Source organism: Pseudonocardia sp. CA-107938 (genome assembly GCF_050936315.1).
GTDB lineage: Bacteria > Actinomycetota > Actinomycetes > Mycobacteriales > Pseudonocardiaceae > Pseudonocardia.
In genome coordinates this window covers 6,406,216-6,418,887 of record NZ_JBNJNA010000001.1, presented here as the reverse complement: position 1 = coordinate 6,418,887, position 12,672 = coordinate 6,406,216, and the positions used below count along the sequence as shown (strand labels likewise).

Below are 12,672 nucleotides of genomic sequence, written 5' to 3'. Positions count from 1 at the left end.
GATCCCTCCGGTTCAGGGGCTCCAGGCCCAGATCGTGCCGTCCCAGTTGCCGGAGACGACCAGTGGACGCCCGTTGTCGTGGTCGAACGCGATGGCCTCGGCGCCCTTCTCCGGACCGACCAGCCCGAGCCCGTGCAGCCGGCGGTGCTCGAGGTCCCACACGCGGGTCTCCCCGTCGTCGCTGCCGGTGACGGCGACGGGGACGTCGCGGATGTCGCCGAGCGCGACGGCCTTCACCGCCACCCGTACCCGGCCGAGGCTGGTGCTGGTGGGGACCGGCGCGTCCAGGTCCCAGAGCCGGATGTCGCCGTCCTCACCCGCGGACACGGCCACGTTGCGGTCGCGGACCGTGCCGATCGCGATCCGGTTGATCACGTCCTGGTGTCCCGGCAGCACACCGCCGACGGCGGAGCGCGTGGCGAGGTCCCACACCCGCATGCTCCCGTCGGCGCCGCCGACCATCGCGATGGTCCGGCCGCCGACCGCGCCGAGCGCCACCGACTTCGCCTCGGTCGGCAGGCGCTCACCCAGCACGGTGCCGGTAGCGGTGGGTACCGACGGATCCCAGACCCGTGCCGTCTTGTCGTCCCCGACGGTCACGACGACCGGTCGGCCGCCGAGCTCGATGGCGGCGACGCTCATCAGGCCACCGTCGGCGGGGGCGCCGAGCTGGGTGCTCGTCGGCGGGTCGGTGCGCAGGTCCCACGCCCGCAGGACACCGTCGACGCCGGCCGAGTAGGCGGTGGAGCCGTGCAGCGCGATGCCGTAGACGGGCTTGTCGTGCGCCGTGACCGGCGCGCTGCGGGCCACGCCCGCCACCGGGTTCCACAGCTGGACGGAGCCGTCGGCCCGGCCGACCACCGCGACCGGTGCGCCGGCCAGCTGGCCCAGCGCCACCGCCCACACCGGGTTGTCGGCGCCCAGCGGGGGGCTCACCAACCGACCCAGGCGGTTGTAGTCGACCGGCGGATCGGCGGGGCCGGCCGCCGAGGGCGTGCCGCGGAGCCACTCCGGCACCAGCCAGGCCGCCCCGACGACGGCCACCGTGGCCGGGACGGCCGCGCGCAGGACCCAGCGGCGGGAGCGTGCCGGCGGCGCCGGGGGCACGTCGGGAGGCGGCGGGGGCGCGGAGCGTGAGCGGTCGAGGTCGCTGCGCAGCTGCCGGTAGGCCGCGTCCCACGCGTCGCGGTCGCCGAGGTCGGGCGGCAGCTCGACACCGTTCTCTGCGGCCACCCGCAGACAGGTGTCGACGAAGACCTCGAAGTTGGCGGGCTCGGGCCGCGCCGGTCGTTCCCGGCTCGTCATCCCCGCGACCGTGCTGCGGCGCAGCCGGATCGGCTCCTCCGCCCGCCGTCGCGGCGTGCGCTCGCTCTCGATCTCCAGCTGCCGCAGCGACAACCCGACCGCGGCGCGCAGCGCCTGCAACCGGCCGGCGAACTCGATGCGTGGATCCGCTTCCTGCTCGGTCGGACCTACGGCCACCCGATCGCACCCCCACCCGCCGTGTCGCACCGCCATGCGGCCGGCCGCCGCTGATCATGGCGGCAGCGGGCGGCGCAGGGAAGCGGCGATCAGGTGACGGTGAGTTGCTCCGTACCGCGCACCCGTGGTTCCCACGATGCCGGACACCCCTCGCGCATCGTGGACTGACGTCGTGCCCACGACCGCATCGCAGCTCCGGACACCCCGGGGCGCAGGCCGGCGACCTGCACCGATCCGGCGTCCGCCGGCAATGCGTCCGGACGCCTTGCCGGACACCCCCTCGGCGGCGCACGGTTCGGCCGCCCTGATCGAGAAGGCGAGTGCAGATGGCGCAGGAGATGACCGGGTCCCCCAGCGGTCGTGGGGTGCTGGAGGGCGCGTTCGGGTTGCTGCAGGTGCTGGCTCGGCACCCGGACGGGCTGGGCCTCTCGCAGGTCGCGAGGACGGCGGGCATCCCCAAGGCGACCGCGCACCGGCTCCTGGAGCAGCTGGTCGAGCTGGGCGCCGCGCAGCGGATCGAGCGCAGGTACGCCGTCGGCACCCTCATGGCGGAGCTCGGGGAGTCGTGGCGGCCACGGCCGGCGCTGCGCCGGGCCGCCCGATCGCCCATGTCCCTCCTCTCCCGGACATCGTCGGCGTGCGTGATGCTCTCGGTGACGCACCGGGGCGAGACCCGGATGCTGGCGGGCAACCGCGGCCCGCTGCAGGAGCTGCCGCCGCTGCGCCTGTTCGACGAGTTCTCCTCCGACACGGCCGCAGGGCGGGTGCTGCTGCACGCCGCGGACGCCGACGACCCGGCCACCGGCGGCCGCCCGCGCGAGTGGCGACAGGAACGGGCGACGCTCGCACGGACCGGATGGCTCGTCGCCGAGCACGGGTCGCTGTCGTGCGTGGCCGCGGCCGTGCAGGAGCCGGGCGGTGCCACGGTGGCGTCGTTGAGCGCGCTGGTGCTGCGCCCGACCCCGCCGGCCGGACTGCCCGAGCTGGTCACCCGCGCGGCCGGCGAGATCAGCCGCAACCTCGCCGCGATCTCCGCCGGGACCGCGTGAACCGGCACCCGCGGTCCGCTGGCCGGACCGACCGCTACCGGGCGGGCCGGCGTCGATCGAGACTGCTCTCCCGGGCGGGCGGGACGTTCCTCCCTGGTTCCCGGGACATCGGGACCGGCACGGTCGGGCCGTCCCACCAACCGGACGCGGGGGAGACCGGATGCCGAGCACGGTGCTGCTGACGCAGACGCGCCCGCAGATCCCCGGCCGCGCGGCACCGCGGTGGCGCGCGCCGGTCGCGGTCGCCATCGCCGTCACGTGCGGACTGGCGTTCGGTGCGGTGCTCGTGCTGGCCGGCGGCCGGGTGGACACGCTGCTGCCGACGTGGATCGCCGTCGGCGGGCTCTACCTGCTCGTGGCGACCGGAACGGCGGTGTGGCCCGTGCGACCGGTCCGGCGCCGCCTGCTGTGGACGGGTGCCGCGGCCGTTGCCGCGCTGGGCGCCGGCGTCGTCGCGGCGGTGGGCGGCCTGCCGATCGGGGTGGTCGTGCAGGGCGGGGCGCTGGCCGTTGCGGCCGCGTACCTCGGCGGGCTGCTGCGCGACCTGTCCCGCCACACGGCCGTCACCGATCTGGTGGCACAGCTGCCCGGCACGCCGTCGGATCTGGTGCCGGACCGGCTGCGGGCCGCACTGCACGACCCGACGGTGCGGATCGTCCGCGCCACGGCGGACGGCCGGCTCGTCGACGCGGCCGGGCACCCCGTCGACCCCGGTCCGGCGGCCCGCACCGACCTGCCCCGGCTCGGTCGCGAACGCATGGTGATGCTGCACGACCCCACCCGCGGCACCGAACCGGCCGTGCTCGACGCGGCTGCTGCAGCGGCCGCGTTCGCGCTGGACAACCAGCTGTTGACGGCAGAGGTGCGAGCCCAGCTCGTGCAGGTGCGCGCGTCGCGGGCACGGGTCGTCGCGGCCGCCGACGAGAGCCGCCGGCAGATCGAGCGCGACCTCCACGACGGCGCCCAGCAGCACCTCGTGACCGTCTCGCTCGTGCTGCGGATGGCCCGCGACGCGCTGGCCGCCGACGCCGGACCCGAGGCCGTCGACGCGCTCCTGGACCGCGTCGCGGACGGGCTCGACGCGGCGCTCGTCGAGCTGCGCGAGCTGGCCCGCGGCATCCACCCAGCGGTGCTCACCGAGTCGGGGCTCCTGCCCGCGCTGCGGGCGCTCGTGGCGCGGTCGGTGCAGGCGGTGGACGTGGTGTGCCCCGGGATCGAGGCGGACACCGACCTTCCGCCCCTGCCGGCACCGATCGCGGCGACCGCGTACTTCGTCGCCGCCGAAGCCGTCACCAACGCCGCCAAGCACGCAGGCGCGCACCGCGTCCACGTGCAGGTGCGGTGTGCCGGCGCGCGGCTGCTGGTCACCGTCGTCGACGACGGGGTCGGCGGCGCCGACGCCGCCCCCGACCGCGGCTCCGGGCTCGCCGGCCTGCAGGACCGCGTCGCCGCCGTCGGCGGCGTGCTCACCGTGCACAGCCCGCCCGGCGCCGGCACCACCGTGCACGCCGACCTGCCGATGGACGTGCCAGAGGAGCCCCGATGACCGCCGCCGTCCTGCCCGCTCCCGCTCCGGCCTCGACCGCCGCGCCCGTCCGCGTCGTGCTGGCCGACGACGCCGCGCTCTTCCGGTCCGCACTCGCCGAGCTGCTGGAACGCCACGGCTGCACGGTCGTCGCGCAGGCCGGCGACGCCGTCGAACTGGTCGCCGCCGTCGAGGCCCACCGGCCCGACCTCGCCGTCGTCGACATCCGGATGCCACCCACGCACCGCCTGGAGGGGCTGCGTGCCGCGGTCGCGCTGCGCGAACGCGACCCGGACCTCGGGGTGCTGTTGCTCTCCCAGCACGTCGAGGCGGCGCACCTCGGCGAGCTCGTCGGCCGGGTCGCCCGGGGCGTCGGCTACCTGCTCAAGGACCGGGCGAGCGGGCCCGAGTTCCTCGACGCGGTGCGCCGGGTCGCCGACGCCGGATGCGCGTTCGACCCCGAGGTCGTCTCCGCGATGCTCGGCACGCCCCGCCGTCGGCACGAGCTGGCCGGGCTGACCCCGCGCGAACGCGAGGTGCTCGCCCTCATGGCGCAGGGCCGGTCCAACGCCGCCATCGCCGCCGACCTGCACCTCACCACCAAGACCGTCGAGACGCACGTGCGCAGCATCTTCCAGCGGCTCGTGCTGCCCGACGAGGCCGAGCACCACCGCCGGGTGCTCGCCGTGCTCGCCTACCTGCGGGCGTCCTGACCGGCCATGATTCGCGCGACGGCCGCCGCCGACAGGAGCGACTTCGGCAGGAACCCCGCCACGCCCGCACGCTCCACCGCCCCGCCGTAGTGCTCGGCGTCGCGCACCGAGCACAGGACCACGACCGCCCCGGGCGCCACCTGGCGCAGCTGCGCGGCCACCCGGAACCCGTCGACGTCCGGCAACCCGATGTCGAGCAGGACGACGTCGGCCGCGGAGCCGGGCACACCGACCATCGCCGCCGCCCCGGTCGCCGCCTCGCCGACCACCCGGAAACCCCCGGACTCCAGGACCGCACGGGCGACCGTCCGGAACGGGGCGTTGTCGTCGACGATGAAGACACCACCCACCGTGCCGACGGTAGGCACCGGCACCGCACCCGGCATCAGTGCCAGCACCGACACCACGTCCCGGGCCCGCACCGATGTGCGGCGGCCCGCCGATCCCGACACTCGAACGCATGAGATCCGCGCGATACCTGCTCCCGGGCGGTGGTGGGACGGGACCGACGGCCGCGCCGGCGTCGCGTCCGGGCCCGAGCGCGAGTCCGACCGAGGGGGCCACCGACGGCACCCCCATGACGACCGTCCGCGGCACCAGCGGCTCGGACACCGTCGACCGCGCCGCGGTGGACACCGAGTTCGGCCTGACCCTCAACGGTGGCGCGATGTGCTGGACGGCCCGACCCGGCGTCGGCTCCATCACCGTCACCCCGTCGTCCGGCCGGCTCCCCGACGGCGCGTCGATCCGCTCGGGCGTCGGCTCGGACCCCGTCTCGTTCACGTGCCGATGACGGGGGAGCAGGCGCCACTCTGGCGGCACCCGCGCGTCGTGCCCGTCTTCGCGGCGCTGCTGGCGTTCGGCGCCGTCGGTGCGGCGAGCCTGGTCCTGCCGGAACCGGCGGCGACAAAGGAGAATCCGGGGACACCACCGACGACCTCGGCCCCGCCGTCGGGCCAGCACACGACGCGATCGTCACCGACTCAGACGAACCGGCTGACGGAGACACCGAAGCCGTCCGACGTCTCGGCCACCGCCAGCGCCGAGGTGACGAGGTGATGGCGCGCGGCACGTCCCGGAGTGAGCTCCTCGGCTGGTGCACGGCGGCCGGGTTGGCCGGCGCCACTGCTGGCGTTGTGTTCGTCCTCCCCTGGCAGGGCTGGCTCAGCGTCGTCGTCGGGCTGGGTGCGGCAGCGATCGGCGCGCTCGTCGCCGCGCTGGTGGCGGCTCCCGAACCGGCTCCGCCTCCACAGCGCTCGCCGCACCGCCCGCCGCGGGGCCCGTGGCCCGATCCCGGGCAGCCTGCCCGACCGCGACGGGTACCGGAGCCCGCGGCGTCCGCCGACGCGGCGCGCGTCGTGCTGCCCGTCGAGCCGGCCCCGACGAACTGGTGGGGCGACGGCCGCCCCACGGACCGGACGGTGGCTGCGGCGCCCGTCCGCACCGTGACCGCCCCGGATCTCGCGACCTACCGCCGTCCGGTGCGGACCGTGCAGTGCCCGCGCTGCGGCGCGTTCCGCATCGACGTGCGGGAGACCGACCACGGCTACGCCTTCCGCTGCCGCGCCGACGACCACACCTGGACCTGGCAGGCCGGGACGCCCTGGCCGGCGACCGTGGTCGCCAGCCGGCGCCGACCCGACCGCTGAGACAGCGCACGACCTCTACAGACGGAGCAACGACCGTGTACGAGCAGACCTTCTCCCGCACCAACCCCGGCTGCATCGTGTTCCTGCTGGACCGCTCGGACTCGATGAAGCTGCCGTGGCAGTCCAGCGGCGGCTCGATGGCCCAGGGTGCCTCCCGCGCGGTCAACAAGGTGCTGCTGGACCTGTGCGTGAAGTCGGCGAAGGAGGTCGGCGGCACCGCGCGGCACTACTTCGACGTCGGCGTGTTCGGGTACGGCGCGCGGCCCGTCGCCGGCGGGGAGGGGGTGGAGTCGGCGTTCGGCGGCGCGCTCGCCGGCCGGCCGATCGTGCCCATCCCGGACGTGTTCACCAACCCGCTGGCCGTGGTGTCGAGCAACGGGTCGGGGCCCACCTCGGTCGACGTCGTGTCCGCCCCACGGATCCCGGTCTGGGTCGAGCCGGTCTTCGGCTACCGCACCCCGATGTGCCAGGCGATCGCGACGGCCGGCGAGCACGTCTTCGACTGGGCGGCCCAGCACCCCGGGTCGTTCCCGCCGATCATCATCAACATCACCGACGGGATGGTCACCGACAGCCCGTACGACGGCGCCGACCTCACCGAGTGGGCGCGGCGCCTGACGTCGATCGAGACCGCGGACGGGCCGGCGCTGCTGTTCAACATCTTCCTGTCGCCGGAGGCCGCGCCCGAGGTGCACTTCCCGGCGACCGACCGGGGGCTGCCGGAGCCCGGACCCGAGCTGTTCGGCATCTCCAGCCCGCTGCCTCCGTCGATGCTCGCCAACGCCCGCGGTTCCCGGGTCGAGGTCGCCGACGGCGCCCGCGGGTTCGTCTTCAACGCCGGACCGGCCGCGCTCGTCACGTTCCTGGAGATCGGCACGCGCGTCGCCGACATCCGGGACCGGTGAGGGGCGGGCCATGCTGCTCGCCTGCTCGACCTGCTTCGCGCTGGAGAAGCGCGGCAGCGCACCGCGGGAGTGGGAGGACGCCGCCGCGTTCGACGACGGTGCGGCGAGCCCGCGCTGCGTCGTCGTCGACGGGGCGACCGAGGCCTACGACGCGCTGCGCTGGGTGGAGCACCTGGCCGGCTCGTTCGTCACGGAGGCCGGGCCGGACCTCACGGGCGCGGGCCTGCTGGACTGGTTCGCCCGCGTCCAGCAGCAGTGGCGGGACGAGGCACCGGACCGGTTCGCCACCGTCATCGAGGAGCTGAAGTTCCACGAGGAGGGCTCGTTCGCGACGTTCCTCGGGTGCCGGCTCGTCGACCTCGACGGGCCCCGCGCCCGCTGGGAGGCGGCCGCGCTCGGCGACGCCGTGCTGTTCCACGTGCGGGCCGGCCGGCTGCTCGGCCACTTCCCGCCGCTGTCGGTGGACGACTTCGGGCTGGCGCCCGACGGGATCAGCACGCAGCCCGCGGCCGTCGACCCCATGATGCGCGCGCTGCAGTTCGGCGGCGGCCGGCTCGTCGACGGCGACGTGCTCTACCTGGCCACGGACGCGCTGGCCCGGTGGCTGCTGCTGACCGACGGGGCCGAGGTCTGGAACCTGCTCGACGAGCTGGAGCACGACGCCGTGTTCGCCCGGCTCGTCGCCGACCAGCGGGCCGCCGGTCGGCTGCACAACGACGACGTGACCCTGCTGCGGGTGCGGGTGACCGCCGCCGAGCCCGGAGCGCTGGTGGTGTGCCTGTGACGAGCTATCCCACCGCCGAGGACTACATCCTCGCCGTCCAGCAGCCCGAGCAGGCGTTCGACCGGCCCGACCTCGCCCGCTCCGAGTTCGTCGCGCACCCGCTGCTCGGCGTCCCGATGCCGGCGTCCGGCACGACCGCGGTGGTGTTCAAGGCGATCGTCGACGGCCGGCCGCAGGCGCTGCGCTTCTTCACCCGCGAGGACGCCTCCACCCGGCAGCGCTACAACCAGCTCAACAGCTGGTTCACCGAACGCGGGCTGCGCGGTGACGTCGCACCCTGCGCCTGGGTCGACGACGCCATCCGCGTCGGCGGGCGGCGCTGGCCGATGGTGCAGATGGAGTGGATCGAGGGCAGCACGCTCGACCACCACGTCGCCGACCTCGTCGAGGCCGACGACCGGCGGGCGCTCGCCACGCTCGCGCAGCGGTGGCGCGACCTGGTGCGACGGGCGCAGTCCGCCCGGTTCGCGCACGGCGACCTCCAGCACGGCAACGTGCTCGTGCAGGACGACGGCCGGTTGCGGCTCGTCGACTTCGACAGCGCGTGGATCGCGCCGTTCGCCGGCGGTCCGCCGCCCTCCGAGGTCGGCCACCGCAACTACCAGCCCGCCAACCGCGTGTGGGGCCCGTGGATGGACACCTTCCCCGGCCTCGTCATCTACCTGTCGCTGCTCGCGCTGGCCCGCGACCCCCGCCAGTGGGAGCGGTTCAACGACGGCGAGAACCTGCTGTTCCGGCACGACGACTACGCGCCACCGCACCGCACGCCCGCGTGGGGGCAGGTCGCTCAGCTGCACGACCCCGTCGTCGACCAGCTCGCCGAGCGGCTCCGCGCCTGCTGCACCCCTGGCTGGACCGCGACCGGTGACCTGGAGTCGCTGCTCGGCGCGCCGGTGCCGTGGTGGCTCCAGACGCCGTCCGCCGTTCGGGCGCCCCAGCCGTCGCCCGTGCCCCGGCCATCGCCCGGCCCGCGATCAATCCCTGGCCCGAAGCCCGTCCCGCCGCGCCGGCCGTCGCCCGTGCCGCGCGCGGAGTCGGCTCCGCCACCGATCCCGCAGCCGGCGCAGCCGCCGGTCATGCCGGGGGACTGGATGCAGCAGTGGACGGCGACGGCGTCCCGGCCGGTGCCACCCGAGCCGACCGCGGCGCCGAAGCGGGCACGGCGCGGGTACGCCGCGGGCACCGTCGGACTCGCGGTGCTGGCCTTCATGGTCGTCGCGCTGGCCGTCACCTCGGCGCTGCAGAGTGCTCGCGTCCCGTCGGCGGACCGCGGAGGCATCGTCGTACTGTCCGGCATGGGCGCGGTCGCGCTCGTCGTGATCGTCCGGGAACTGTGGAAGCGCCGGTCTTGACCGGGCGGGAGTGCGCGATGAACCAGCGGATGTTCGGGCCCTACCGGATCGAGGAGCTGCTCGGTCGCGGTGGCATGGGCGAGGTGTACCGGGCCTTCGACACCGAGCAGAACCGTCAGGTCGCGATCAAGCTGCTGCTGCCGGGGATGGCGGCGGACCCGCACTACACGGCGCGGTTCCGGCGGGAGTCGGAGGTCGCGGCGCGGCTGCGCGAGCCGCACGTCATCCCGATCCACCGCTACGGCGAGATCGACGGGCAGCTGTTCATCGACATGCGCCTGGTGGAGGGCGCCGACCTCGCCGACGCGCTGGCCGACGGCCCGCTGCCGCCCGAGACCGCGGTCTCCGTCGTCGAGCAGGTGGCGGCAGCGCTGGCCGCCGCGCACGCCGACGGACTCATCCACCGCGACGTCAAGCCGTCCAACGTGCTCTGCGCCGGGGCGAGCGCGCCCACCGACTTCGTCTACCTCGTCGACTTCGGGATCGCCCGCACGGTGGGCAGCACCATGATCACCACGGCCGGCACCGCGATCGGCTCCGTCGACTACATGGCACCGGAACGGTTCTCCGCGGCACCCCTCGACCACCGCATCGACGTCTACTCCTTGGCCTGCCTGCTGTTCGAGTGCCTCACCGCGCGCAAGCCGTACGTCGCGGGGGAGCGGATCGCGGTCGTCAAGATGCACCTGCAGGACCCGCCGCCGGTGCCGTCGCAGGTGCAGACCGGCGTGCCGACCGGGTTCGACGAGGTGGTCGCGCGCGGGATGGCGAAGTCGCCAGACGACCGCTACCAGGCCATCGGCGAGCTGGCAGCCGCCGCCCGTGCTGCGCTCGGCACTGCCGCCGCCGCGCCGGTGCCCGCTCCTGCTGCCGCGCCGTCCGTCGCCTCGTCGCCCACGGCAGCCACCGGGTGGTGGACGCGCACGAACGCGGGCGCACCACCGGCCACGGGACAACCGGCCCCGGCGCCGTGGTGGCGCCGCCCATCCACGACTGCGGGTGCGCAGAGTGGAGGGGGCGCACCCGCGGGTCCCGCCTCAGGGACACCGGCGGCCCGGCCGGCCGGCTTCGCCTGGCGCCGGCCCGGCGCGGCAGCGGCCCCGCAGTCGTGGTCGCCACCAGCAGCTGCCGCGCCGGTCGAACCGCCGCGCCCGTCCGGCACGCGGCCGTACACGCGGGCCGTGCCGCCCGGCGCGCCCGGCCGCGGAGGTCAGTGGTGGGACCGCAGCGCGACCGCGCTGCACCCCGTCGCCGCGCCGTCGCTGACGATCGGGCGCGCCGCCGACTGCGACATCGTGCTCACCGACCCGCTCGTGTCGCGCCAGCACGCCCGCCTGACCCGCGACGGCGATCGCTGGCAGCTCACGGATCTCCGCAGCTGGAACGGCACGTTCGTGAACGGGCAGCGGGTCACCCGGGCCGTCATCGACACCGACGACGTCATCGGCATCGGGCACGCGCTGCTGCACCTGCAGGGCGGCACGCTCGTCGAGTACACCGACCACGGCGACATCTCGTTCGAGGCCGAGGACCTCGTCGTCACCCGTTCCGGCAAGCGGCTGCTCGACGGCGTCGGGTTCGCGTTGCCGCAGCGGAGCCTGCTGGCGGTGGTCGGGCCGAGCGGTGCTGGCAAGTCGACGCTGCTCGGCGCGCTGACCGGCCAGCGGCCGGCCGACACCGGCGAGGTCCGCTACGCCGGCCGCGACCTCTACGACTCCTACGACGAGCTGCGGCAACGCATCGGACTGGTGCCCCAGGACGACATCCTGCACCCGCAGCTGACGGTCCGCCGTGCCCTGCGCTACGCGGCCCAGCTGCGGTTCCCGGCCGACACCCCGGCGAAGGAGCGCAACGACCGCGTCGAGGAGGTCATCGACGAGCTGGGACTGACCGGTCAGGCGGGGCAGCGGATCAGCACCCTCTCCGGCGGGCAGCGCAAGCGGACGAGCGTCGCGCTGGAGCTGCTGACCCGCCCGTCGCTGCTGTTCCTCGACGAGCCGACGTCCGGGCTCGACCCCGGGATGGACAAGTCGGTGATGCAGACCCTGCGCGCCCTCGCCGACGACGGCCGCACCGTCGTGGTCGTCACCCACTCGCCGGCGCAGCTGGAGATGTGCGACCGGCTGCTCGTCCTGGCGTCCGGAGGCAAGCTCGCCTACTTCGGTCCGCCCGACGAGGCGCTCACCTACTTCGGGCAGGCCGACTTCGCCGACATGTTCCTGCTGCTCGACCGCAACCGGGAGGTCGACTGGACCGGCCGGTTCAAGGCGTCGCCCTACTACGCCCGCTACGGCGCCCCGGCCACGACCACGCCGCCCGAGCGGCCGGCCCGGTCCGCGCCGGCGCCGGCTCCGCGGCAGCAGCCTGCGCTGCGCCAGTTCGCCGTGCTCGCCCGCCGCTACCTGGCGGTGATCGCAGCCGACCGCGTGTTCGCGCTGGTCATGCTGCTGATGCCCGTCGTGCTGGCCCTGATCGCGATGCTCATCCCGGCCGAGCACGGCCTGTCCGTGGAGTCGTGGCGGGCGGCCGGCTTCACCCCGAACGGTGATCCGCTGCCGCGGCTGCTCGTGCTGGTGGTGATGTGCTGCTTCATGGGCTTCGCGGCGTCGTTCCGGGAGCTCGTGAAGGAGCGGTCGATCTTCCACAGGGAGCAGTCGATCGGGCTGTCCATCGGGGCCTACCTGGCGTCGAAGCTCGTGGTGCTCGCGGTGATCGCGGGCGTGCAGGCGGTGCTGCTGACCGTGATCGCGCTGGCCGGCGCTGCGGCGCCGCCCCGGCCCGTGGTGTTCACCGACGGCAAGGTCGAGATCGCCGTCGTCCTCGTGCTCGTCGCCGTCGCGATCATGGTGCAGGGGCTGCTGGTGTCGGCGCTGATCGCCAACGCCGACCAGGGCATGCCCGTGCTGGTCGTGGTGCTGCTGCTGCAGTTCGTGCTGTCGGAGTTCTTCCTGTCCGTGCACGGCAAGCCCGGCCTCGACCAGCTGACCTGGCTCGTGCCCGCCCGGTGGGGGCTCGCCGCCACCTCCGGCGCGACCGTCGGCCGCGGCACATCGCTGACCGAGGGCGACCGGCTGTGGGAGCACACCGCCGGCGCCTGGACGCTGGACGTGAGCGGGCTGCTCCTCCTCACCGCGGCCGGCGTCCTCGCGACGAGGTACGTGCTGCGTCGCCGGACCCGGGTGCACCGGTGACCCGCCGCCCCGCCCGGCTGGC

11 protein-coding genes are annotated in these 12,672 nt (G+C 75.1%); 9 read left to right on the top strand and 2 right to left on the bottom strand.

Going from position 1 to position 12,672, the window contains the following annotated elements; translation table 11 throughout:
- Positions 1-12: 12 nt before the first annotated feature.
- Positions 13-1,482: a hypothetical protein gene (locus ACQEVB_RS31725; RefSeq protein WP_432979461.1), complete on the bottom strand. Its 1,470-nt coding sequence runs from the start codon at positions 1,480-1,482 to the stop codon at positions 13-15.
- Positions 1,483-1,808: 326 nt separating this feature from the next.
- Here ACQEVB_RS31725 and ACQEVB_RS31720 point away from each other — a divergent pair, with 326 nt between their 5' ends.
- The 3 genes from ACQEVB_RS31720 (at position 1,809) to ACQEVB_RS31710 (ending at position 4,769) form a co-directional block, all read left to right on the top strand.
- Positions 1,809-2,531 (top strand): helix-turn-helix domain-containing protein, encoded by a 723-nt coding sequence (locus ACQEVB_RS31720; RefSeq protein WP_432979458.1) that lies wholly within the window; start codon positions 1,809-1,811, stop codon positions 2,529-2,531.
- 160 nt (positions 2,532-2,691) lie between these two features.
- Positions 2,692-4,077: a sensor histidine kinase gene (locus tag ACQEVB_RS31715; RefSeq protein ID WP_432979455.1), complete on the top strand. Its 1,386-nt coding sequence runs from the start codon at positions 2,692-2,694 to the stop codon at positions 4,075-4,077.
- Positions 4,074-4,769 (top strand): response regulator transcription factor, encoded by a 696-nt coding sequence (locus ACQEVB_RS31710; protein ID WP_432979452.1) that lies wholly within the window; start codon positions 4,074-4,076, stop codon positions 4,767-4,769. Before ACQEVB_RS31715 ends, ACQEVB_RS31710 begins: the two co-directional genes overlap by 4 nt.
- Here the strand turns inward: ACQEVB_RS31710 and ACQEVB_RS31705 are convergent.
- The gene (locus ACQEVB_RS31705) at positions 4,751-5,119 is read right to left on the bottom strand and encodes a response regulator (RefSeq protein ID WP_432979449.1); all 369 of its coding nucleotides are present in this window, start codon (positions 5,117-5,119) and stop codon (positions 4,751-4,753) included. The genes ACQEVB_RS31710 and ACQEVB_RS31705 overlap by 19 nt on opposite strands.
- A gap of 110 nt (positions 5,120-5,229) precedes the next feature.
- Here ACQEVB_RS31705 and ACQEVB_RS31700 point away from each other — a divergent pair, with 110 nt between their 5' ends.
- The 6 genes from ACQEVB_RS31700 to ACQEVB_RS31675 all read left to right on the top strand — a co-directional run bounded on the left by ACQEVB_RS31700 (position 5,230) and on the right by ACQEVB_RS31675 (position 12,650).
- Complete coding sequence (locus tag ACQEVB_RS31700) at positions 5,230-5,562, top strand: hypothetical protein (protein ID WP_432979446.1); 333 nt, start codon at positions 5,230-5,232, stop codon at positions 5,560-5,562.
- A gap of 265 nt (positions 5,563-5,827) precedes the next feature.
- Positions 5,828-6,418: a hypothetical protein gene (locus ACQEVB_RS31695; RefSeq protein WP_432979443.1), complete on the top strand. Its 591-nt coding sequence runs from the start codon at positions 5,828-5,830 to the stop codon at positions 6,416-6,418.
- A gap of 35 nt (positions 6,419-6,453) precedes the next feature.
- Positions 6,454-7,323, top strand: coding sequence for a vWA domain-containing protein (locus ACQEVB_RS31690; RefSeq protein WP_432979440.1), 870 nt, complete (start codon positions 6,454-6,456; stop codon positions 7,321-7,323).
- A gap of 10 nt (positions 7,324-7,333) precedes the next feature.
- Positions 7,334-8,107: a hypothetical protein gene (locus ACQEVB_RS31685; RefSeq protein WP_432979437.1), complete on the top strand. Its 774-nt coding sequence runs from the start codon at positions 7,334-7,336 to the stop codon at positions 8,105-8,107.
- Positions 8,104-9,459, top strand: a complete 1,356-nt coding sequence (locus ACQEVB_RS31680; RefSeq protein WP_432979434.1) for a phosphotransferase — start codon at positions 8,104-8,106, stop codon at positions 9,457-9,459. The genes ACQEVB_RS31685 and ACQEVB_RS31680 overlap by 4 nt, the downstream gene beginning before the upstream one ends.
- Positions 9,460-9,476: 17 nt before the next feature.
- Positions 9,477-12,650, top strand: coding sequence for a protein kinase domain-containing protein (locus ACQEVB_RS31675; RefSeq protein ID WP_432979431.1), 3,174 nt, complete (start codon positions 9,477-9,479; stop codon positions 12,648-12,650).
- Positions 12,651-12,672 lie beyond the last annotated feature (22 nt).

Excerpts from the sequence above, each read along its gene's own strand:
- ACQEVB_RS31710 (WP_432979452.1), top strand. The coding sequence starts at position 4,074 with ATGACCGCCGCCGTCCTGCCCGCTCCCGCTCCGGCCTCGACCGCCGCG.
- ACQEVB_RS31685 (WP_432979437.1), top strand. The coding sequence starts at position 7,334 with ATGCTGCTCGCCTGCTCGACCTGCTTCGCGCTGGAGAAGCGCGGCAGC.
- ACQEVB_RS31695 (WP_432979443.1), top strand. The coding sequence starts at position 5,828 with ATGGCGCGCGGCACGTCCCGGAGTGAGCTCCTCGGCTGGTGCACGGCG.
- ACQEVB_RS31720 (WP_432979458.1), top strand. The coding sequence starts at position 1,809 with ATGGCGCAGGAGATGACCGGGTCCCCCAGCGGTCGTGGGGTGCTGGAG.
- ACQEVB_RS31675 (WP_432979431.1), top strand. The coding sequence starts at position 9,477 with ATGAACCAGCGGATGTTCGGGCCCTACCGGATCGAGGAGCTGCTCGGT.
- ACQEVB_RS31700 (WP_432979446.1), top strand. The coding sequence starts at position 5,230 with ATGAGATCCGCGCGATACCTGCTCCCGGGCGGTGGTGGGACGGGACCG.
- ACQEVB_RS31715 (WP_432979455.1), top strand. The coding sequence starts at position 2,692 with ATGCCGAGCACGGTGCTGCTGACGCAGACGCGCCCGCAGATCCCCGGC.